Consider the following 20,001-nt stretch of genomic DNA (forward strand, 5'->3'; position numbering starts at 1 on the left):
AAGTTTTGCGGGAGCGCCCTGTAGTATCAGCCCAATGACTACAGTGCGCTCCCTTCGTACGTTTTCCGCCGCCGTCCTCGCCGCGAGTGCCCTAGCTCTCGGCAGTTGCTCGAGCACGCCTGAGACGCAGACTTCCGAGGAAGTCGCAGCCCCCAGCACCCCCACAGTCGACCCCGACGCGTCATCGTTCTTTGACGCTGCGGAAGAAGCCGTCGTCACGGATAAGGACCAGGCGCTCACCGGCGCCCAGACTGCGGTCGAGAAGGGCATCCCGATGTTTTTCGATGGTCCAGATACCGCAGCGAAATTGGAAAAACTCGGCGTGACCAAGGTCTACACGGCCGGCAACGTGGGGACCTATGAGAATGCGGAGACGCTGGAGCAGGGGGCATCGGCAAGCGAGCATTTTGGGGACATGCAGACCGTTGCTGGCATGACGCCGCCGGAGCCCCGTGACCTCACCGCGCTCGTTACGGCGAAGACTGGATTGGCAGATATTGCCACGGCACGCGCCGCGGGCGCGACCGTGATGCCGCTTGCGGTGGGTGACCCGCGCGTGACGAAGGCGTCCATGGACGCCGTGTCCAAGGGCAACGTCGTGGCGCTGGGCCCGGGGTTTGGCACACAAGAAAACTTTGATCGTAGAGTCGAGCTCGCCGCGAATGGCGAGCTGCCTGGCGGCGGCGGACTCGTATTCCCGGGCCGACGCATGGTGGCGCTCTACGGGCACCCGTCGGGCCCTGCGCTCGGCGTGATGGGCGAGCAGGACCCGGCCGGCTCGGTCGCGAAGGTCAAGGAGCTCGCGGCGCAATACCAGGAGTTCACGGATTACCCGGTTATCCCAGCCTTCGAGGTCATCGCGACGGTGGCCTCCGGCGGCCCGGGACCGGATGGCAACTACTCGAATGAGTCGGACCCGGCGGAGCTGGAGCCCTACGTCGACGCGATTGTGGACGCGGGCGGGTACGCCATCCTTGACCTGCAACCGGGCCGAGCGAGCCTGTTGGAACAGGCACAGCGCTACGAGGACCTGCTCTCGGGCCCCAACGTGGGACTTGCGCTTGACCCCGAGTGGAAGATTGGTCCGGATGAGCTGCCGATGGAAAACGTCGGCCACGTCGAAGCCGCAGAGGTCAACGAGGTCGCAGACTGGCTGGCGGGGTTAGTCTCTGAGAAGAAGCTGCCGCAGAAAGCGCTCGTGCTGCACCAGTTCCAGCAGCAGATGATTCGCGACCGCGAGACAATAAAAACCGACCACCCGGAGCTTGCCTTCGTCCTTCACGCGGATGGCCACGGTCCGACCGGCGTCAAGATGGAGACATGGAACGTCATGCGGGAAGGATTGAGTTCGGACTACTTCATGGCGTGGAAGAACTTCATTGATGAAGACGAGCCCATGCTTACCCCAGAGGGAACATTTTCTGTCGAACCGCGCCCCTGGTTCGTCAGTTACCAGTAATCTAGCTCACTATGAGCCATCCCACCGTCGAGCTTGAGGAGGTCACGGGCTTCCTCGCCCAACACGAACCCTTTTCGCGCCTACCCCATCTCGCCGCGTTGACGTCAGAGCTCAGCGTGCTCTACGCCCGCCGCGGCACGCAGCTGCTGAGGGCGGGCGAACGGGGCGATAACCTCTACATCATTCGCTCCGGCGCGGTGGATGTCATCAGCGAGGAAGGCCAGCTCGTGGACCGCCGCGGGGCGGGGGAGTCTTTTGCGTATTCGACGCTCGTCGAGGATCCAGTTTCATGCTATACCTTTGACGTGGTCGAGGACTGCCTGCTCCTTGTGCTGCCGCGCGCTGCTTTTCAGGCAGTCTCCGCGGAGAACCCGGACCTCGCGCGCTTTTACGACACGGAGGCCCGCCGCGCTTCCCACCTCGCGCACGAGCTGCAGGAGGACTCGACGGAGCTGCTGCGCACGCGCCTGTCTGAGATGACGCTGCGGCCGGTACAGTCTGTGTCTCCCGATGCCACCATCGTCGAGGCCGCCCGCGCGATGACGCAGGCGGAGACATCGTCGCTGCTCGTCCTCGACGACGGCCAGCTGCGCGGCATCGTCACGGACCGTGACTTGCGCACCCGGGTTCTTGCGGCGAACCTGGATCCCTCCGAGCCCGTGCGTCGCATTATGACGGAAAATCCACTGTCCGTGCGCCCCGACGCCATGGCCATGGAAGTCCACCTTCTCATGACGGAGCGCGGCTTCCACCACATGCCGGTGGTCGGCGACCGCGTCCTCGGCGTCGTCACGGATTCGGAGATCGCCCGGCTCCTGCATGCGGATCCCATTTTTGTTGCCGCGGATTTGTCCCGCCGCAGCAGCCTCGCCGAACTCCGCGGCGCCTTTACGGAGGCCGCCACGCTCGCCGTGCGCTATATCGATCGCGGATCGAGCCCCCAGGAGGTCGCGAACATCATTACGATGGCCGCGGACGCCTTGGCCCGCCGTCTGTGCCAACTCGGGGAGCTCGAGCTTGGCCCGCCGCCCGTGCCATATGCCTTCGTTGCGGTTGGCTCCCAGGGCCGCCGAGAAATGGGTCTCGCCTCGGACCAGGACAACGCGCTTGTCCTCGACAGCTCCTATGACGCGGAGGCTCACGGCGAGTACTTCGCGCGCCTGGCCGAGTTCGTCTGCCGTGGCCTCGACGCAGGCGGCCAGTCCCTGTGCCCGGGCGACATGATGGCGATGAATCCCCGCTGGCGCATGACGGTCGTNGCGCCTTCACGCACACCTGGCGAGCCTTGCCGCCCGCCGCGAGCCGCCGCTCACGTTCTTCCGCGGCCTCGTGGTCGAGCGTGACGGCCAGCACGTCAACACCCTCGATATCAAGAAGGGCGGCACCGCCGGCATCGTCCAAATGGCGCGCCTCTTCGCCCTTGCCGCAGGTTCGACAGCCCTCGAGACCGATGATCGTCTTTCCTCGACTGCCGGGAAAAGCGTTTCTGCCGCCGGAGCCCACGAGCTTGCCGATGCCCACTCGGTCCTCCGCGCACTCACCCTCCGCCACCAATCGCTCCAGGTCCGGGCTGGGCAAACCCCGAACTATCGCATCGACCCTGCGCAGCTCAGCCGTCTCGAACGCGAACAGTTGCGCGATGCCTTTCGCATTATCAAGTCGATGCAGAACGCCTTGGCCACCAAGTATCCTGTACGCAATATCTAATTTTTGAGGGAGGAGGCTCGTCCATGCTGACTCGTTTCTTTACGCGTAGAAAGTTGGACCTCGACCCGCCCGAAAAATCCACGCCGCTCGCCAAGGTGGAGTTTCTTGCCGTTGATTTTGAAACCACCGGCTTCGACTCCAGTCGCGACCGCATTGTTTCCATGGGCTGGGTTCCCGTGCGTGGCCAGCTCATCGCGCTTGGTCTGTCTGGCTACCACGTCATCCGCGGCGTCGAGGTGGGGGAGTCCGCCACCATCCATGGCATCACCCACGACGAGTCCGCCCACGGCACTCCGCTTGCCGATGCCCTCGATGCCCTCCTCGCCGCACTCCACGGCCGCGTCCTCCTCGCGCACTTCGCCAGCATCGAGGCAGACTTTCTCGACGCCGCCTGCCTCGAGCTGCGCGGTGAGCTACCCACGCTCACCATTGCGGATACCTTCGCGCTGGAGCGGCGCCGCATGGAGCGTACCGGCGCCGTGCCTCGCGGCGAAGACCTTCGGCTCGCCCGCGTGCGTGAGCGCTATGGGCTACCACGCTACGGCAGCCACAACGCGCTGTCCGATGCTCTTGCCTGCGGCGAACTCTTTCTCGCTCAGCAATCCCATATCAACGCCGCACGCCTCAGCGACGTCGTCACCGAGCGCAGAATTTAATGCATAGCTCTTTCCAGGCGACACAGCTGTTAATCCCACCTTTGCACGTTTGCTAACCCTGCCCTGAGTATGATTGCCTCCATGCGCTTAGGACGAATTGCACACCAAGAAGGACTTTGTTTCGCCATCATCGAGGGCGAGCCCGGCTCGCTCGTCGCGAAGGAAATTTCCGGCACCCCGTTTACCCCGCCGGAGACCACCGGCCGCGAGTTTAAGGAAGGCGAGTTCCGCCTCCTCGCGCCGACGTTGCCCACCAAGGTCGTCGCGCTCGGCCGCAACTACGCCGACCACGTCGCCGAGGTCTTCGCCAAGTCAGCAGACGACCTGCCGCCGACCATTTTCGTCAAGCCGTCCACCGCCGTCATCGGCCCCGGCGCTCCCATCAAGATCCCGGAGTTCGCCACCAACGTCGAGTTCGAGGGCGAGCTCGCCGTCGTCATCTCCAAGGTCTCCAAGAACATCGATCCGGAGCACTGGCAGGACCACGTCCTTGGCTTCCTCATTTGCAACGACGTCTCCTCCCGCGACCTCCAGTTCAAGGATGGCCAGTGGGCACGTGCCAAGGGCATTGACACTTTCTGCCCGCTTGGTCCCTGGATCGAGACCGACATCAACAAGTTCGATCTCGATGACACCAAGATCAACGCCTACCTCACCCACGACGGCGTCCGCGAGCAGAAACAGGACTCCAACACGAACCAGATGATCGTGAAGATGGGCGGGATCCTCGCCGAGATCTCCCAGTCCATGACCCTACTGCCCGGCGACGTTGTCACGACCGGTTCCCCGGCTGGCACCGCGCCCATGGTCCCGGGCGACTCCATCGAGATCGAGATTCCCGGCATCGGTTCGCTCACGAACCCCATCGAGCGCGCCTAGGCACTCCTGCCAGTAGCATCGATGCAATGACACAGCACCATCATCACCACGAGCACAAGGGTCCTGGATACCAGCCCACCGCCGAGGAAATGGAAGCCCGCTACCTCGAGTCCGAGCAACTGTGGTCCGGCAACCCCAACTCCACGCTTGTCGATTACGCGGGCACGCTCAAGCCCGGCACCGCCCTTGACATCGGCTGCGGCGAAGGCGCGGACCTTGCCTGGCTCGCCGCGCACGGCTGGGACGCCGAAGGCATCGACTTCGCGCCTACCGCCGTTGCCCGCACCCGCGCACACGGATTAGCCGCTCGCGTCGCGGACTTCGCCGAGCTCGGCGGCACAACCTATGACTTGGTCTCGGTCCACTACGGAGGGATTCCCGCGACCGCGGAGGCAGTCTCGCTCCTCGAGTCGCTTGTCGCTCCTGGTGGTACGCTCCTCTTCGTCCACCACGAAATGGAATCCGATGAGGTGGCCATGCCAGAATGGCTCGCCGAACAACTCACGCAGCTCGAGGTCGTCGAATTATCCCGCCGCGAACGTCACGTCACGCACGGCGCCGGGGCCATGCACCACAGCGACGTTATCCTTGTCGCTCGTCGTCATTCCTAGTCGGCGAAGCTGGTCTCCTGGGGTTCGGGCAGCGGGATGAGGTTGCGCTCGGTGGCGAGCTGTTCGGTGCGCTGGGCAATGGTCTGGCGCCACCGCTGGGCCATAATCCCCTGCGGCTCGGTCGACTCCCACGTGCCGTCTTCAAACAACCAGTACACAAACCCGGTGACGGGGTCGAAGAGATAATCACACCGGCGGTCCGTCTTGGCGTTGTGATGATGCTGGCATACAGCAATCAAATTATCCGTCGACGTTTCACCACCATCCCCGTACTCCACACGATGGTCGAGCTGCGCGTACTTCGCCGGCACCGTACAGTGCGCGCGACGACACGTCCCATCACGGGCCTCAATAAACGCCCTTTGTGCCGCGGTGGGCACATAGCCTTCTACGCGGTCAGGCCCGAGCTGGCGTTCAATAATCTCCAAGTCCGTGTTATCCAACGTGACCACACCGTGTTCGGGAAGATACGCCATGGATTCACCTTCCGGCTTGAACACGTTGACCACCACGGTTGTCTTCGAGCCGTTCAGGATGAGGTCGACCATGGCCTTGGTAAACGAGCAATTATTGGCGTTGGCGTACTTGCGGATGTTCTCATGGATAGCCTCGGCGTCGACCCCATCCATCCGCACGTTAAGGAATGAGTTCTGGCCGCGGTGGTCCATGCGGTAGCGCGTGCCGTCGTCCTCACAGTCCTCCGGGGTATCGCGCGTGAGGTCGTAGTACTGGTACAAGATTTCGCGGATGACCTTGCGCACACGTGCAGTATCCGGCAACACTTGATTCTTCCGGGTTGGGGTAAACAACCGCACGAGTGCGTCATCGATGAGATGAAACAGATGGTCGTCGACGCCGATGAGCATCTGGCCAATCACCACGAGACGGTTGTCATCGAGATACCAGCCGCGCTCATGATGGGCGGCGAGCTTGGGCAGTGAGGCCATGCGGGCCACCCCGTGGTAGAGCTTCTCAGCGCGGTCGCGTGAGACATCGAGATTGCGGGCAAGGGTGGAAAAGGCGATGTCGACATCATCGCCAGGGGCCGGTAGGACGCGGTGGATGGCCTTCCAGAAGAATTCGTTGCGGATGGCGACGTATTCTCCCAAGGGGCCAGCGGGATTCAAGGGGGCGAAGTAGGGGCCGGTGGGTTCGGTTGGTGGTGGTGGGTTGGTGGTGTTATCGGGAGGAGTGGTCATGTGGGCTACCCCTGTCGGTGAGTGAGAGTGTGAAGTAATGGTTTAGATAGAGTGTTCTAATTCTTACGTTCACAAGCCTACCTACCCCCAGATGTGTTCGTCAATAGTTTCGAATACTCAAATAGGCAAACAAAAAGCCCACCCAGGGGGTGGGTGGGTAGGGCTTAGAGTCCGAGCGCTCGCAAAATAGTGCGCAACTTCGCGGACGTCTCTTCCAGCTCGGCGTTGGCGTCTGAGTCGGAGACGATTCCACCACCGGCCCAGGCGCGTGCCGTAAGTCCGTCGCCCGAGACCTCCGCGCAGCGGATGGCGACCATGTATTCGCCATCGCCCGAGTTATCGCACCAGCCGACGGTACCGGCGTAGAACCCGCGGTCGGATTCGGCTGTCTGGATGACGGATTCGGCGGCATCGGTAGGCGTACCGCAAATGGCTGGGGTGGGGTGGACGAGCGCGGCGAGCTCGAGCGCGGTCAAGTGAGGGTCCTTGAGTGTGCCGACTACCGGTGTGCCCAGGTGCCACATTTCATTGGTCTTCATGAGTTGCGGTGTGAGTGGCGCGTCCAAAGTTTCGCACAGTGGTGAAAGGATTCGGCGCAGATGGTCGACCACAAAGGCGTGCTCCCGGAGATCCTTGGGGGAGCGGGCCAAGTCCTGCCCGGCTAGGATGTCGCGTGCCTTGTCTTTCTGGCGCGCCGCCGAACCGGCCAAGGGGAAAGCGCTCACTGTGGATCCTTGGCGCTTGATAAGGACCTCCGGTGAGGAGCCGACGAGCATGGCGCCCTCGCGGCCTGCCGGGGTGAGGTCAGCGATGAAGCCGTCGCGGTGGTACGACATGTCAATGAGTCGCGCGGCGACCAGTCGGGGGTCGGTGGGTTCGCTGAATTCAATGTCGACTGCGCGCGCTAAGACCACTTTGTCAAGCTTGGACTCTTGAATCGTGGCGATGGCAGCCTCGACGCGACGCAGATGTTCTTCCGGTTCTGGTTCGAATCCGGTGACGCGCGCATTCAGCGTTCTGTTGCGGTAATGCGCGTGCGGTTCCAGCGGGCCGTCCTCGCGGATGATGCTCTCTGGCACCGTTAAGGCAACCCGTGCGCCGCGTTCGAAGGGGAGCGCGCCCACGATTATCTCGACGTCTCCGGACCTGAGCGCTGCGACGGCGGCATCGAGATCGTCAAAGGTCTGCTGGGCACCCTGGGTGCGCACGGAGCCAGTCGCGCGAGAGAGCAGAAAGTCCGGCGCGGTAGAAGGGCGTGAAGAAAACATAGACCTCCAGCTTACTTCGTGGGGGAATTCTTAAGGAATCGAGCGTGTCAGCTGATAAACGAGAAAGAACTGAAACTAAAGTGACGAAAGTGTTTAATGTGAATCTCGTCAAACGGCGCCTCGTTGTGCTTGCAGTGGCCGCCGCTTTGTCCATTGGCATTGTCCCCGCTCACGCGCAGGAAGTCTCAGCGCCGGCTCCCGTACAGGAGCAGCTTGCCGAGGTTCCTACCGCCCCCGCGCCCATTGAAACCCCGGCCGATAGCGCGCCCGCCGGTGAGCAACTGGTTCCCGAGGGAGTGCAGGAAGCGACGCCTGTTGCACCTGCACCGCGGTCCCAGTAATCCCGGTTCAGGAAGACCCCACGGTGAATCCCGTCCAGCCCGTCGCCAACGGCCAGACTGTCTCCGTCGATGTCGAACACGAGGGCAAGCCCCGCCGTTATCTGCTGCGCATCCCCGACAATTACAACCCCGATGACGCCGCGCCCGCCCTCTTTGGCTTCGGCGGCTGGGAAGATAGTCCAGAGAATTTCTCCAGCTACGCCCGCATGTGGAACACCGGTGCCCACGGTGAAGCCATCATCGTCTATCCCGAAGGCTACGAGCGTGCCTGGGAGGCCGCGCCTTACGCCAAGACTCGCGACGGCGAGGACATCCGCTTCATCAAGCGCATCCTTGACGATATCGACCTCGACTACCGCGTCGATCGGTCCCGCGTCTACGCCATGGGCATGTCCAACGGTGGCGGCTTTACCTCCGTCCTGGGCTGCCACGCGCAGGACACCTTTGCCGCCGTCGCGATGGTCTCCGGTGCCTTCTACAACCCGGTTGAGATGAATTGCGTCGATGCCCCCATGGCCACCCTCATCATGCACGGCACCGCGGATAAGATGATGACCTACGACGGCGGCACCCGACACGAGGCCGGTTACCTGCCCGTTCGCACGGTCCTCGGCGGCTACCTCAACCGCAACCGCTGCGACATGACCTTTATGTCGGAGCCCGCCGCCAGCGGTTCCGAGCGCCTCAACTTCAACGGTTGCCAGCAGCCGGTCGAGCTCCTTAAGGTCCCGGCGGACCACACCTGGTTCTGGGCTCCCGATGCCGCCAACGAGGTGTGGAACTTCCTCTCCGATAAGCACAAGTACGTCGTCCCGGCTCCCGCGCCGACGGCGTAGCTCTTACTGCCTATTCCACCCGCGGAATCACTGTTGTGTCCGCGGGCTTTTCTTTCTTTTCTGGCTGCTTCGGACGGCGTACGACAAAGAGAAGCAGGCCGACTCCGAAGATGAGGAAAGCGCCGCCGAAGCCTGCGAGCACGCCTGCCCAGAAGTTGGTGATGTCGCTCGAAGTGCTTATTGGAGTGATCTGGGCCGGGCGAATGGGGTTGCTCTCGGCGGGTTCCGCTGGAGTCTCGGCTTCCTTGCGCGGAGCTGGGGCTGCGGCTTTCTGGGGCTTGGAAGCCGCAGGCGTGGGAGCCTGGATCTTCGACGCAGCGCCATTATTTCCATCCTGTGGGCTTGACTTTACGGGTGCGGGGGCTGTTACATCCGGTACGGAGTTGTCGCGCTCGGTCGGCTCAGCATTCGGAGCGACGTGGGGCGGTGTAGCGCGGGAGGAAGTCGTTTCAGAGAGCGTGGAGGGCCGAGTGCTTGGGGCTGAGGACACTTTGAGGAAGGACTCGGCCTCTTTGTAGGTTTTGTCGAGCTCGCGATCGAGCTTGCCTATTTCTTTGTCGATGCCTTTGATGTCCTTGGCGAGTCTGCGCGGGTCGGTGGATTCCTCCGCGTCGCACGGGGCGCCGACCGAATACTTCACGGAGGCGGTGGCGTCCGCGTCCGCAGTCGCTACGCGGAGCGTGAGCGTGTAGTCGCCGTCCTCGGAGAAATCGATGTCGATGTCCTCCTCGGAATTCGGAGGGACTGTGGTCTCGTCGAAGCGGGTGGTTCCGGTGCCCTTGGAGTCATCGAGCGTGAGAGTGACGGCATCGGAGGAGTCGTTGGTGACGTGGAGCGTCGCGTCGGCTCCGTCGGTGGTGCGCAGCGAGTTGGAATTGGAAATGGTGAGCGTGGCTTCGTCGCCGCAGCGGGGTGCGGCAGCGGCGAAGGGGACGAGTGCGCTGGTGGACAAAACGGCGGCGGTGACGAGCGCTAGGCGGCGCATGACGAAGTCTCCTTTGCAGTACGGAAAGTGGGAAGCAGAGGGCTCAGCGCCCAGACAAGAAGGAAGCAGGCAGTAAGCACGAGAACGATGGTGGCGCCGGCAGGAAGGTCGATGGCCCAAGCGAGATAGATGCCCACGAAGGAGCCGAGAGCGCCAATGAGTGCGGAAAGCGCCATCATGGACCGCAGGCTCGTGGTGAGCAGGCGGGCGGTCGCGGCCGGCGTGATGAGCAGTGCCAGGACCAGAATGTTGCCGATAGTGCCCACGGAGATGACTATGGCGGCGGTGACCGCGAGATACAGAACGACGTCGAGGACCGCGACGGGCAGGCCCATGGCGCGGGCGGTCTCGCGGTCGAGACACGCGGCGGTGAGCTGTGGACCGATGAGAATGACGAGTCCGATGACGACGACGTTGACTGCGACGGCCGCAATGAGGTCGGTGCGCGAAACGCCCGTGAGCGAGCCGAAGAGGAAGCTCGTGAGTGACGCGGTATAGCCGTCGATGCGGGAGATGATGAGCATGCCCAAAGCGAAGGATGCGGCGAAGAAAATGCCGATGATGGAATCCTCGCGGATGTGGCGGCGCTGCGCGAAGACGGCGATGAGCAGGGCGACGGCGCAGCCAGCGACGGCGCCACCAAGGAGCACAGAGGTGTGCAGCGCAAAGGCGACGGCGAGGCCGGGGAAGACGGCGTGGGAGACGGCATCGCCGATAAAGGCCATGCCGCGCAGGACGACGTAGCAGCCCACGACGCCGCACACGCACGCGGCGAGGATCGCCATGATGACGGCGTGGAGCAGGAAGTCGAGGCGCGGGTTGGCGAGGTCAGTGAAGAAATCGAGGAGCGTGACGTCTAGCATGCGACCCCCACGGCAGCGAGGAGAGGCGAGTGGGNGGCCACCCCGTGGTAGAGCTTCTCAGCGCGGTCGCGTGAGACATCGAGATTGCGGGCAAGGGTGGAAAAGGCGATGTCGACATCATCGCCAGGGGCCGGTAGGACGCGGTGGATGGCCTTCCAGAAGAATTCGTTGCGGATGGCCNCGGCGAGGATCGCCATGATGACGGCGTGGAGCAGGAAGTCGAGGCGCGGGTTGGCGAGGTCAGTGAAGAAATCGAGGAGCGTGACGTCTAGCATGCGACCCCCACGGCAGCGAGGAGAGGCGAGTGGGCGGATACTCCGAAGGTGTCGACCCACGGCTGCGGTGTGGCGAGGATGTCGGCCGCGGGGCCATCCGCGATGACGGTGCGATTGAAAAGCACGAGGCGGTGGCACGTGTGGGCAGCCTCGGCCAGATTATGCGTCGACATGAGGATGGACGTTCCCGCTTGGGTGAGTTCCTCAAAGAGCGCGAGGAGCGACTCGGTATTCGGAGCGTCGAGGCCGGTAAACGGCTCGTCGAGAAGGAGGACATCGGGACGCGTGGCGAGAGCACGCGCGATGAGCACGCGTTGGCGTTGTCCGCCGGAGAGCTGCTCGATGGGACGGCGGGCAAACTCCGTGAGGCCAACCAACGCGATTGCTTCTTGTGCTGCGCGATGGTCGACGCGTCGAAGCCAGCCGAACCGGCGCGTGCGGCCGCTCGCGACACAGTCGGCGACGGTGATGGGAAAATCCCACGCAACGTCGTGGCGCTGGGGAACGTAACCCAGCGCGGCGCGCGTGGTGATGGAACCGGAATAGCGCACGAGACCGAGTATTGAGCGCAGGAGCGTCGTCTTGCCTGCACCGTTGGGGCCGAGCAGACCGATGAATTCGCCGGACTCGACCGTCAAGGAGGAGTCCCTGACTACTCGGCGGCCGCCTAACGCGACGGAGACATCGGACGCAGTGATAGCGGGATTAGCCACGGCGAACACCCCGCAGCGCGGCGCCGAGTGCGCCGAGGACGACGAGTGCAAGGACGATGCCCACGGTCCACCAGGCCCACATCGGCAGTCCGGCGAAGCCTGCGGACGCTGTGGTGGGTTCGAAGGGGAGGGAACGGGCGGCATCGGCAGCCTGGGGCGTGGCGGCGTCGGGGCCGACGGCGAAGTTGAGGACGGCATCGGTAGCAAGCTCCTCGCCCGAGGTGGTGGTCGTGGTGAGGCGCAGGCCGACCTTGTGGGCGCCGGGCTCGGTGAACGTCCAGTTGGCGTGGGTGTGCGTGTGCAGATCGACCCACAAGGAGTCTTCGCCGTGCTCGGCGGTGCTAAAGAGCAGTTGGGGCGCCTCGAAGCCGCCATTCTGAAGGAAGAGTGAGAAATCGCCCGGGCCGGAGTGGCCGAGGAACTCGATGTTCACGCCGCGGTCCGCGACCTCGGTCAACGACGGTGCCTGGGTATTCCACCCCAGCCAGGGCACTCCTGCGACCTCGGTCTGCGGGATGACCCATACCTGGGAGCCAGGCTGAGCGCCGGTAAAGGCGAAGTCATTGGTCTCCGGCAGGGTTTGCAGGGCCTTGTCATCGACTGCGAAGACGACATCTTTCGGGTCACGCCACACCGGTGTGGGCTGGGAGTCGTCGCGGGCCTTGAACTGGGCCTGGCCGTCGACGATGAGCGCGCCCATGTCCACGTGCCCGTGGTCGATAACGGCGGCCTCGCCAGACGGGGCGACGGACTCATCCGCGGAGACAACCTGCGCGAGGTCACCCGCCCACGCCGGAGCCGCCGTGAAAGCGAGTGCGCCGGCGAGCAGAAGAGTAGGAATGCGATGGTTCATGATTAGTCCTTTAAACAGTCGTGAAGGGAGCGCGCGTTAAAGCGCATTAGATCGATATAGGTGGGGACGGACGCGTCGAGGGTGTCGCCGTAGATGGTGCATACGCGTCGGCCTGCCGCGGAGGCGGTCTCCCGCAGGGTTTGCGTACTGGCTTCTTCGGAAGGTTCGATAAAGACGGCGGGGACGTCGAGATTCTCCAACGTGCGACGCAACGCGATGACGTCGCGTGGGGACGGCTCGACGGCGGGATTCGGCGTGACGAACCCGGCGCTGCGCACGCCGTAGCCCTGCTCGAGGTATGCGTAACCGTGGTGTGTGGTGACAAGGTTGCGGCGTGGCTCCGGGATGTCGGCGATGAGAGAGCGGATTTCGGAATCCACCCCGCGCAAGGACTCGTTATAGGCACGGGCATGATCGCGGTATTCCGCGCCGTGCGACGGATCGACTTGCGCGAGCTCGTCTGCGATGACGTCGACGTAGGCCATGGCGTTGGCCACGTTGTGCCATAGGTGTGGGTCGACCTCGCCGTGGATGTGTTGGCCGAGCACCGCTTGCGGCAGGAGGTACGTCTCGCTGCCGGGGACGCCTAAGAAGCGATAGGACGGGTCCGGCGGAATCTCCTGCAGGACCGACGACGGAACGGCGATGACACTCGCCGCTGGATCGAAGTCATCGGAGCCATCCCGCAGCACGATGCCGCGGGAAGAATCCGCCGCGATGTCGAGATGGCCCTCATCAATGACATCGAGGTCGGGTGGGGGAGTCACGCCCACCGCTATCGTTATCACTGCGGGTTCGGTCAGCGAGGACGACAAGTGCAAACGGTAGATGCCCGGCGCGCTAAAAGCCCAGGACAGGTGCGTGTGCGCGTTGCCGGGCAGTTCCGTTGAATCAGGACCGCCGTCCGAGGAGTCAAAGAGGACGCGCGGCGTGCCGAATGTCGAGACGACGTACGCCGCAACCGGTCCGGGCCCTTCAACTGAGTCCAAGGAAATGGTGGCGGAATCCCTAGAACCAGCGACGCGCAGACCAAGCCAGATCGCGTCGAGTGCCACGTTTTCCACGAGCGGCACGAGCTTTGCCCCGCGGGTGGACGCTACGTCGGCGACGTCGACGACGGGGCCTGAAGATACGCTATGCACGGAATCCATGAGTGTCTGCGGCTCGAGCAGAAGGCCATTGGCAAATGCGACATCGGCATTGGCTACCTCCCGCGAGGTGCGCAGCGTCGGCTCGAAAGAGTGCGGGTCCTTGCCCGCCGGGATGAGGGTCGTGACGTGCGCGTCCGGCGCAACATTGCGTGCGAGATCCGCGATGATCGGCGTCGTCGCCACGATGCGCAGGCCATCCTCCTGGTCCGGCGCCGTACACCCGCTCAGGCCGAGCGTCGCCGCGAGTATGAGAGCCGCCTTACGCACGGTATCGCCTCCAGGCAAGCAGGCCGACGCCCAGTCCCAGCACGAGCATGCCCACACCGAGCGCGCCCACGCCCCAGGCCAGGTAGCTCTCACTCGAGGCAGCAAGCTTCGTGCCTGGGCGCAGGGTGCCCGATTCGGCACCCGCTTGTTGCACTGCCGCGTCGCCTCCGGAGACGCCTGCCGAGCGACCCGACACAGAATGAGAATCGCCCGAGTCCGTCGTACCGCCAGTCGGTGCGACGCCAATGGAACCCGGCGCGGTTGAGCAGTCGCCGCCGTCTGGGTTGACCTCTGCGCCGAAGTCGAAGTGGCCGGAGCTCAGCGCACCACTAGGCTGTCCGCCGCCCACCGCGAAGTGGAGGGTGGCCTCTCCGCTGACAGTCTCGCCGGCTGTTGTCGTGGCGGTCTGGCGAATGGTCAGCGAGTAGTTGCCGGGCTGGCTAAACAGCCAGTTGGGGTGAACGTGCGTATTTTCTGGAATGTCCACCGCGCCTTGGGCTTGGCCGCCAACGACGCGGAACCATTCGTCGCCGACAATCGTGCCTAGCCCTCCTTGCGTGTAGACCATGACATCGCCGGGGCCGTTAAAGCTCGTGATGTCCCACGTCACCGGGCCCGATGTATATTCGCGCATGGTGGGGTGCTGGGTGTTCGCACCCAGCCACGGCACGCCGGCGACTTGGGTGGAGCCGATCATCCACGCCGGGCCCTGCGGCACGGGGCCGATGTCCTGCGGCAGGTCGACCTTTCCGGTATCTGAGATGTAAAACGTCGCGCCATCCGCGTCGATCCAGGCCGGTGGGCTGACCGTGTCGTCTTTGATCTTGGGGTTCAGCCCCGCCACGCAGGCCGCGCTTTCCGATGCCGCCTCAGGGGCCGGGGCGGACTCAGCCGGGCGAGGAGCGGCAGGACGCGGGGCTGCTGCGCGCGCCTGGGTTGAGCGCGGTGCGGCGGCACGCGAGGGTTGTGCCGAAGTGGAGGTCTGCGTGCGCTTCAACGAACCATGGCTGGTGGACGTGTCGGTGTTGTCTTCGTCGTCTTTGGCGTCGTTGCCGTGGTCGCGGTCCACATCGCGGTCGGAACCGGAAGAATCGCCGACCTCCCACGTGTACGTCACAGAGTTAGAGGTCTTGCCCTTGCTTTCCGCGTGGACTGTCATCTCGTACGTGCCGGGTTTGGAAAACGCCCAGTTTGCGTGACGGTGGGCACCGTAGGGCTGATTGATGGTTTCCCCGCGCGTGAGTTCAATGCTGCCGGAGCCGGTGACTGGCTCGACGTCACCGAAGTTTGAGGTGCGGAAGACGTATACCGAACCGGGCCCGGAGACATCCTCGAAGACCAAGTCGACGTTGTCGAAGCCTGCGCGGCCGGCTGGCTGCGTATCCCAGCCCGGCCAGAGCAACGAGTGGTCCTGGTCCTGCGGCAGGAAGTAGGACGAGCCACCGATGTCCGGGATGCCTTCCGTGACCGAGTTCCATGCTGATTCTTTGACGACGAGCACGACGTCGTCGCCGGAGTGCTCCACGTCGTTGCCGGTGATGTCTTCCTTCAAGCCGAGAGTGAGGTCACCGCCCGGCGCGGTGACGTAGAAGGCATCGACGTGTCCAGTATCGAAGCGTTCGGCGGCGAGAGCGTGCGGTACGCCCGCGACGACGCAGAGCAGCAGCGTGGCCCACACCGCGAGAAAGCGTGTCGTCCGTGATGAAACAAGCATGGGGTTATCCCTTTATGAGAAAGAAGTCTGTGATGTCTGTGTAAAGAGCTGCGCACCGACAGCCCGAAAACGAGCCATCGGTGGAGGGGCAGAGGGCTACCTAGTCGTTAGCGGAAACGTTTAAGCATCTCTTGGACGCGGGCCCAAAGCTCAGCGCCGTGGTCGCGGAAGAATCCGCCGAGCGCACCGAAGACACCGGCGATGACGACCGGAATGACCCAGCCCCAGGGCTTCGCGTTGCTGGAGCCGTCCGCCTTCGGGGCCGGCTTCGGTGCGGGCTTCGGCTTGACCTCGTCCGAAGGCTTCACGTCATCAGAGGGCTGCGGCTCGGACGGCTTGACCTCGTCAGAGGGCTGGGAGTTGTCGAGATCCGACTTGCAGTCCTTGATTGCCTGGTCGCCAACGGCGAGGGTGAGCGTCTGCGGAGCCGAGGTGATCTTCTTGCCGTCCTTGGTGGTGGTGTCGTAGGTGACCTTGAACTCGTAGATGCCCGGCTTCGAGAACGCCCACGTCGTGTGGGTGTGGGTAGCGAAATCGGTCTCGATCGTGTGGTCACCCTTGGTCGAATCCATGAGCACTTCCTGCTCTTGGCCAAGATTGCGACTAATAAACAGCCCCCACGTTGCACCCTCCGGGACGGACTTCGGTTCGAAGTTCAGGTTGACGGTTCCGTTGGTCTGCCCATAGTCGAGGGACTGTGTGTTGTAGCCCGGCCAGATGATGTCGTGGTTTTGGGTTTCCGGAAGCATATAGAACTTCTCGCCAACCTTGCCCATGAAGTCGAGCTTCTTATCGCCCATGCGCTCGCTGCGCTTGACGAGAGCGTTGTCGTGGACAGCGAGCACGACGTCATCGAGCGGACGGTCGACGACGCCCTTGTCCACGAGGGACGTTTCGTCCTCCAACACCGTGGTGAGCTTGTCGCCCTCGCGCATCGCTTTGATGTCCACGTGGCCGTGGTCGAGGAAGTGCTTGCTCGAGCACTTCTTTTCGGGCACAGCCGGTTCGGAGGGCTGCTGGTGTGGCTTAGTCGTCGGTGTTGGGGCTGCTGAAGACGCAGTGGACTCGGATTCGGTAGCACTGCCCAAAGTCCCCTTCGCGTCGAAAGTTTTGCCCCGCTGGTAACTCTTCGCGAGGACGACCGTGCCGGACTGAGCCTTGATGGTCGGGTGGGGGATGACGACAACGCGGGCTTCCTGGCCGTTGTAGAGGTTCTCGTCACCGATCAGGACCTCGCCGTGACCATTGTGGATATAGCCTTCGAAGTCGAGCCCCGCGTATGTGGCGTCACCACCATCGTAGAAACCGCCGCTGATGAATCCGTTGAAGTTCTTATCTTCGGTCTCAACGACGAGCTTGGAGGAGGATTCGCCGTACGGCTCAATGTGAGCGGTGAACTTCGAATTCGTGACGGTCGGCTCTTCCGTGTCTTGTAGCTGGCGCACCGTTGACGCGTCGCCGGTGTGGTCGGACCAGGTCTCCGCTGAATCCTCGGAGGTGACGGCGGCTTCCTTTCCGGGGGTGTAGTGCAGCGGCGTTGAGACCCAGCGCGGGCCATCGTCCGGGGTAAATACAGCCTGGATCTGGGAGTCCTTGGGGCCCAAGAACTCGTCCCACTGTGCAGTACCGTCCTTGACGTCCAGATCTGTGAGGAAGTAGCCGTCGATAAAAAGCGTGAGCGTGCCGTTAGCTTTGTTTCCGGCCTCGAACTTGAGCGTCGACAGGTGCTCATCACCTTCCTGGGACCGCTTTGCCTTGGGAGCCACGCTCAGGGAGTAAGCGGCATCGGCAAGCTCAGCCTGGGAGCCGGGCTTGGCTGCGTCGAAGCGCTCGCGCGTGCTCTGAGTCTTTTCCGCCTTGGGGGACTGGCCGCCTACTTGCACTACGGCGACGGTCGGTTGCGAGGCGATGAGCTTTCCGTCCTTGCCGCGCGCGGTGGTGCGGTACGTCAGCTCATAACGGCCCGGCTTAGAAAATGCCGTGTAGTTGTGGAAGTGACTTCCTGCGGTGAGCGGAATGGACTTCGGGGAGTCCTGAGAAGTGCCGAGCAAACGGTGTAGGCCAGATTCGGAATCAAGATAGCTAAACAGCTCGACGTCGCCGGGGCCATTGACAGAGAGGAGGTCGAGTGACGCGGTGTGATCGCGGAAAGCTTCCATGGGAAGCCCAGCGTCGGCCCCAAATCCCATCCAAATTGGCTGTTGGGATCCCCAGGTAGCAGCCGGAGCGGTGTAGTAAGTCTCGCCTGGTTCGCCAAAAAAGTCGAAGAGGCCATTTTTGGGCAGTGTGAACTGGTATTGATTCCGGCCGTCGCTCCCGTAACCTTTTCCAACCCACGCAACAGTATCGTCCAGGGGAGTCGTTGTGCCTGAGACCTCGGACTTGAGGACGAACGTGTCGTTTGCCCAGAAGGTCTTCGGCGAGTCGACGTGCGCGGCGGTGGCGACGGTGCGGCCGTCGTCCGGGCCGGCGTGCGCGACGGCGGGGGAGACCAGAGCTACTGCGGTGAGCAGAGCGAGAGAGCGAGAGTGAATGCGAGACACGAGGGTCCTTTCTTCAGTTATTTTGGAACGGAGCACACTATAGGTGATGACTTTCATTACCGTTAGTGGATACCCCCGTGAAATTTTTGTGGCCAGCATTTATTGATAGTTGTTTCCATTACGCTTACCCCCGCCTCGTTCTGAGTGTTCGTCCGTGCTGGTCTACCATGGTGGGCATGACTGAGAACGCTAGTGACATTCGGGTTCGATTCTGCCCGTCCCCGACCGGCACGCCCCACGTGGGCATGGTCCGCACCGCCCTGTTCAACTGGGCTTATGCCCGCCACACCGGCGGCAAGCTCATCTTCCGTATCGAAGATACTGACGCCGCCCGTGACTCGGAAGAGTCCTACCAGGCCATCATCGACTCGCTCGAGTGGCTTGGCTTGGGCTGGGACGAAGGCGTCAACGTCGGCGGTCCCGACGGCCCGTACCGCCAGTCTCAGCGCATGGACATCTATGCGGACGTCCTGCAGAAGCTCATTGATGGCGGCTATGTTTACCCGGCGTACTCCACCGCGGAAGAGGTTGAGGAGCGCCACAAGGCGGCTGGCCGCGATCCGAAGCTGGGCTACGATAACTACGACCGCAACCTCACCGAGGAGCAGATCGAGGCCTTCAAGGCCGAAGGTCGCAAGCCTGTGTGGCGCCTGCGCATGCCGGACAAGGACTGGACCTGGAACGATCTCGTCCGCGGCGAGATGACCTTTAAGTCTGAGACTCAACCCGACTATGTGGTAGCCCGCTCCAACGGCGCGCCGCTGTACACGCTGGTCAACCCGGTTGATGACGCACTGATGAACATCACGCACGTCCTCCGCGGTGAGGACCTGCTGTCCTCGACCCCGCGTCAGCTGGCCCTGTATGAGGCGCTGGTCGAACTTGGCATTGCCAAGCAGACTCCGCAGTTCGGTCACCTGCCGTTCGTTATGGGTGAGGGCAACAAGAAGCTGTCCAAGCGTGACCCGCAGTCCAACCTGTTCAACCACCGCGACAACGGCATCATCCCCGAGGGTATGCTCAACTACCTGTCCCTTTTGGGCTGGTCCCTGTCTGCGGAGCAGGACATCTTCTCCGTCGAGGAGCTCATCGCCAACTTCGACGTCAAGGACGTTCTAGGCAACCCGGCCCGCTTTGATCAGAAGAAGCTCGAGGCCATCAACGCGGACCACATTCGCCTGCTCGCTCCGGAGGTCTTCAAGGACCGCCTGCGCGCGTACTTCACCGAGTACACCGACTTCCCAGCCGACTATGACGACGCGAAGTTCACCATCGCCGCGGATCTCGTCCAGACGCGCATCAAGGTGCTCTCGGACGCCTACGACCTGCTCAAGTTCCTCATCATCCCGGATGACAAGCTCGAGCTAGACTCGAAGTCTGCGAAGAAGAACCTCAAGGAGGACGCCGTCCAGCTGCTCGAGGTGGGCATCGCCGCCCTCGAGGGCATCGAGGACTGGACCACCGCCAACATCGAGGCTGCGCTGTCCAAGGCTCTCATCGAGGACTTGGAACTTAAGCCGCGCAAGGCCTACGGCGCCCTGCGTGTTGGCATGTCCGGTCAGCAGGTCTCCCCGCCGCTCTTCGAGTCCATGGAACTCTTGGGCAAGGAGTCGACCATCGCGCGTCTCAAGGCTGCCTTGGCCGTGGCGCCGTACCAGGCGCCCGAGACTTAAGAGCTTGC

Annotated in this window: 16 protein-coding genes and 1 pseudogene; 8 read left to right on the top strand and 9 right to left on the bottom strand. The window is 63.1% G+C overall.

Annotated features, from left to right (window positions below; translation table 11 throughout):
• Positions 1 to 34: 34 nt before the first annotated feature.
• The 5 genes and pseudogenes from BN9444_RS07700 (at position 35) to BN9444_RS07720 (ending at position 5,312) form a co-directional block, all read left to right on the top strand.
• Positions 35 to 1,459 (top strand): hypothetical protein, encoded by a 1,425-nt coding sequence (locus BN9444_RS07700; RefSeq protein WP_068801705.1) that lies wholly within the window; start codon positions 35 to 37, stop codon positions 1,457 to 1,459.
• Between the two features lie 11 nt (positions 1,460 to 1,470).
• A pseudogene (locus tag BN9444_RS07705) lies at positions 1,471 to 3,166 on the top strand (putative nucleotidyltransferase substrate binding domain-containing protein).
• A 23-nt stretch (positions 3,167 to 3,189) separates the two neighbouring features.
• Positions 3,190 to 3,822: an exonuclease domain-containing protein gene (locus BN9444_RS07710; protein WP_066493424.1), complete on the top strand. Its 633-nt coding sequence runs from the start codon at positions 3,190 to 3,192 to the stop codon at positions 3,820 to 3,822.
• Positions 3,823 to 3,903: 81 nt separating this feature from the next.
• Positions 3,904 to 4,701 carry a fumarylacetoacetate hydrolase family protein gene (locus BN9444_RS07715; protein WP_181734630.1) on the top strand — a complete coding sequence of 266 codons (798 nt, stop codon included), beginning with the start codon at positions 3,904 to 3,906 and terminating at the stop codon, positions 4,699 to 4,701.
• A 26-nt stretch (positions 4,702 to 4,727) separates the two neighbouring features.
• Positions 4,728 to 5,312 (top strand): class I SAM-dependent methyltransferase, encoded by a 585-nt coding sequence (locus BN9444_RS07720; RefSeq protein ID WP_068801706.1) that lies wholly within the window; start codon positions 4,728 to 4,730, stop codon positions 5,310 to 5,312.
• On the opposite strand, the gene BN9444_RS07725 is transcribed toward BN9444_RS07720, so the two are convergent.
• Together BN9444_RS07725 and BN9444_RS07730 are read right to left on the bottom strand one after the other, a co-directional pair.
• Entirely contained in the window at positions 5,309 to 6,511 is a 1,203-nt protein-coding gene (locus BN9444_RS07725) for an HNH endonuclease signature motif containing protein (RefSeq protein WP_141681523.1), read from the bottom strand. The two genes, BN9444_RS07720 and BN9444_RS07725, sit on opposite strands and share 4 nt — an antisense overlap.
• Before the next feature lie 164 nt (positions 6,512 to 6,675).
• Positions 6,676 to 7,779: an isochorismate synthase gene (locus tag BN9444_RS07730; protein ID WP_066487618.1), complete on the bottom strand. Its 1,104-nt coding sequence runs from the start codon at positions 7,777 to 7,779 to the stop codon at positions 6,676 to 6,678.
• 89 nt (positions 7,780 to 7,868) lie between these two features.
• Here BN9444_RS07730 and BN9444_RS14270 point away from each other — a divergent pair, with 89 nt between their 5' ends.
• Together BN9444_RS14270 and BN9444_RS07735 are read left to right on the top strand one after the other, a co-directional pair.
• Positions 7,869 to 8,120: a hypothetical protein gene (locus BN9444_RS14270; protein ID WP_141629279.1), complete on the top strand. Its 252-nt coding sequence runs from the start codon at positions 7,869 to 7,871 to the stop codon at positions 8,118 to 8,120.
• Between the two features lie 23 nt (positions 8,121 to 8,143).
• The gene (locus BN9444_RS07735; protein WP_233423563.1) at positions 8,144 to 8,956 is read left to right on the top strand and encodes a CE1 family esterase; all 813 of its coding nucleotides are present in this window, start codon (positions 8,144 to 8,146) and stop codon (positions 8,954 to 8,956) included.
• Positions 8,957 to 8,966: 10 nt separating this feature from the next.
• On the opposite strand, the gene BN9444_RS07740 is transcribed toward BN9444_RS07735, so the two are convergent.
• The 7 genes from BN9444_RS07740 to BN9444_RS07775 all read right to left on the bottom strand — a co-directional run bounded on the left by BN9444_RS07740 (position 8,967) and on the right by BN9444_RS07775 (position 18,320).
• Entirely contained in the window at positions 8,967 to 9,941 is a 975-nt protein-coding gene (locus tag BN9444_RS07740; RefSeq protein ID WP_068801708.1) for a hypothetical protein, read from the bottom strand.
• Positions 9,929 to 10,804 (bottom strand): anchored repeat-type ABC transporter permease subunit, encoded by an 876-nt coding sequence (locus BN9444_RS07745; protein WP_066487612.1) that lies wholly within the window; start codon positions 10,802 to 10,804, stop codon positions 9,929 to 9,931. Before BN9444_RS07745 ends, BN9444_RS07740 begins: the two co-directional genes overlap by 13 nt.
• A 268-nt stretch (positions 10,805 to 11,072) precedes the next feature.
• The gene (locus BN9444_RS07755; protein ID WP_068802173.1) at positions 11,073 to 11,792 is read right to left on the bottom strand and encodes an anchored repeat-type ABC transporter ATP-binding subunit; all 720 of its coding nucleotides are present in this window, start codon (positions 11,790 to 11,792) and stop codon (positions 11,073 to 11,075) included.
• Positions 11,785 to 12,645: a choice-of-anchor M domain-containing protein gene (locus BN9444_RS07760; protein ID WP_066487609.1), complete on the bottom strand. Its 861-nt coding sequence runs from the start codon at positions 12,643 to 12,645 to the stop codon at positions 11,785 to 11,787. Before BN9444_RS07760 ends, BN9444_RS07755 begins: the two co-directional genes overlap by 8 nt.
• Before the next feature lie 2 nt (positions 12,646 to 12,647).
• On the bottom strand, positions 12,648 to 14,063 hold the full coding sequence (locus tag BN9444_RS07765; protein ID WP_084759279.1) for an anchored repeat ABC transporter, substrate-binding protein: 1,416 nt from the start codon (positions 14,061 to 14,063) through the stop codon (positions 12,648 to 12,650).
• Positions 14,056 to 15,777 (bottom strand): TIGR03773 family transporter-associated surface protein, encoded by a 1,722-nt coding sequence (locus BN9444_RS07770; RefSeq protein ID WP_068801711.1) that lies wholly within the window; start codon positions 15,775 to 15,777, stop codon positions 14,056 to 14,058. Before BN9444_RS07770 ends, BN9444_RS07765 begins: the two co-directional genes overlap by 8 nt.
• Positions 15,778 to 15,884: 107 nt before the next feature.
• On the bottom strand, positions 15,885 to 18,320 hold the full coding sequence (locus BN9444_RS07775) for a choice-of-anchor M domain-containing protein (protein ID WP_068801712.1): 2,436 nt from the start codon (positions 18,318 to 18,320) through the stop codon (positions 15,885 to 15,887).
• A 167-nt stretch (positions 18,321 to 18,487) separates the two neighbouring features.
• Between BN9444_RS07775 and gltX the strand changes: the two genes are divergently transcribed.
• Positions 18,488 to 19,993 carry a glutamate--tRNA ligase gene (gene gltX / locus BN9444_RS07780; RefSeq protein WP_084759281.1) on the top strand — a complete coding sequence of 502 codons (1,506 nt, stop codon included), beginning with the start codon at positions 18,488 to 18,490 and terminating at the stop codon, positions 19,991 to 19,993.
• The last annotated feature ends 8 nt before the right edge of the window (positions 19,994 to 20,001 follow it).

It is taken from the genome of Corynebacterium phoceense (genome assembly GCF_900092335.1).
GTDB lineage: Bacteria > Actinomycetota > Actinomycetes > Mycobacteriales > Mycobacteriaceae > Corynebacterium > Corynebacterium phoceense.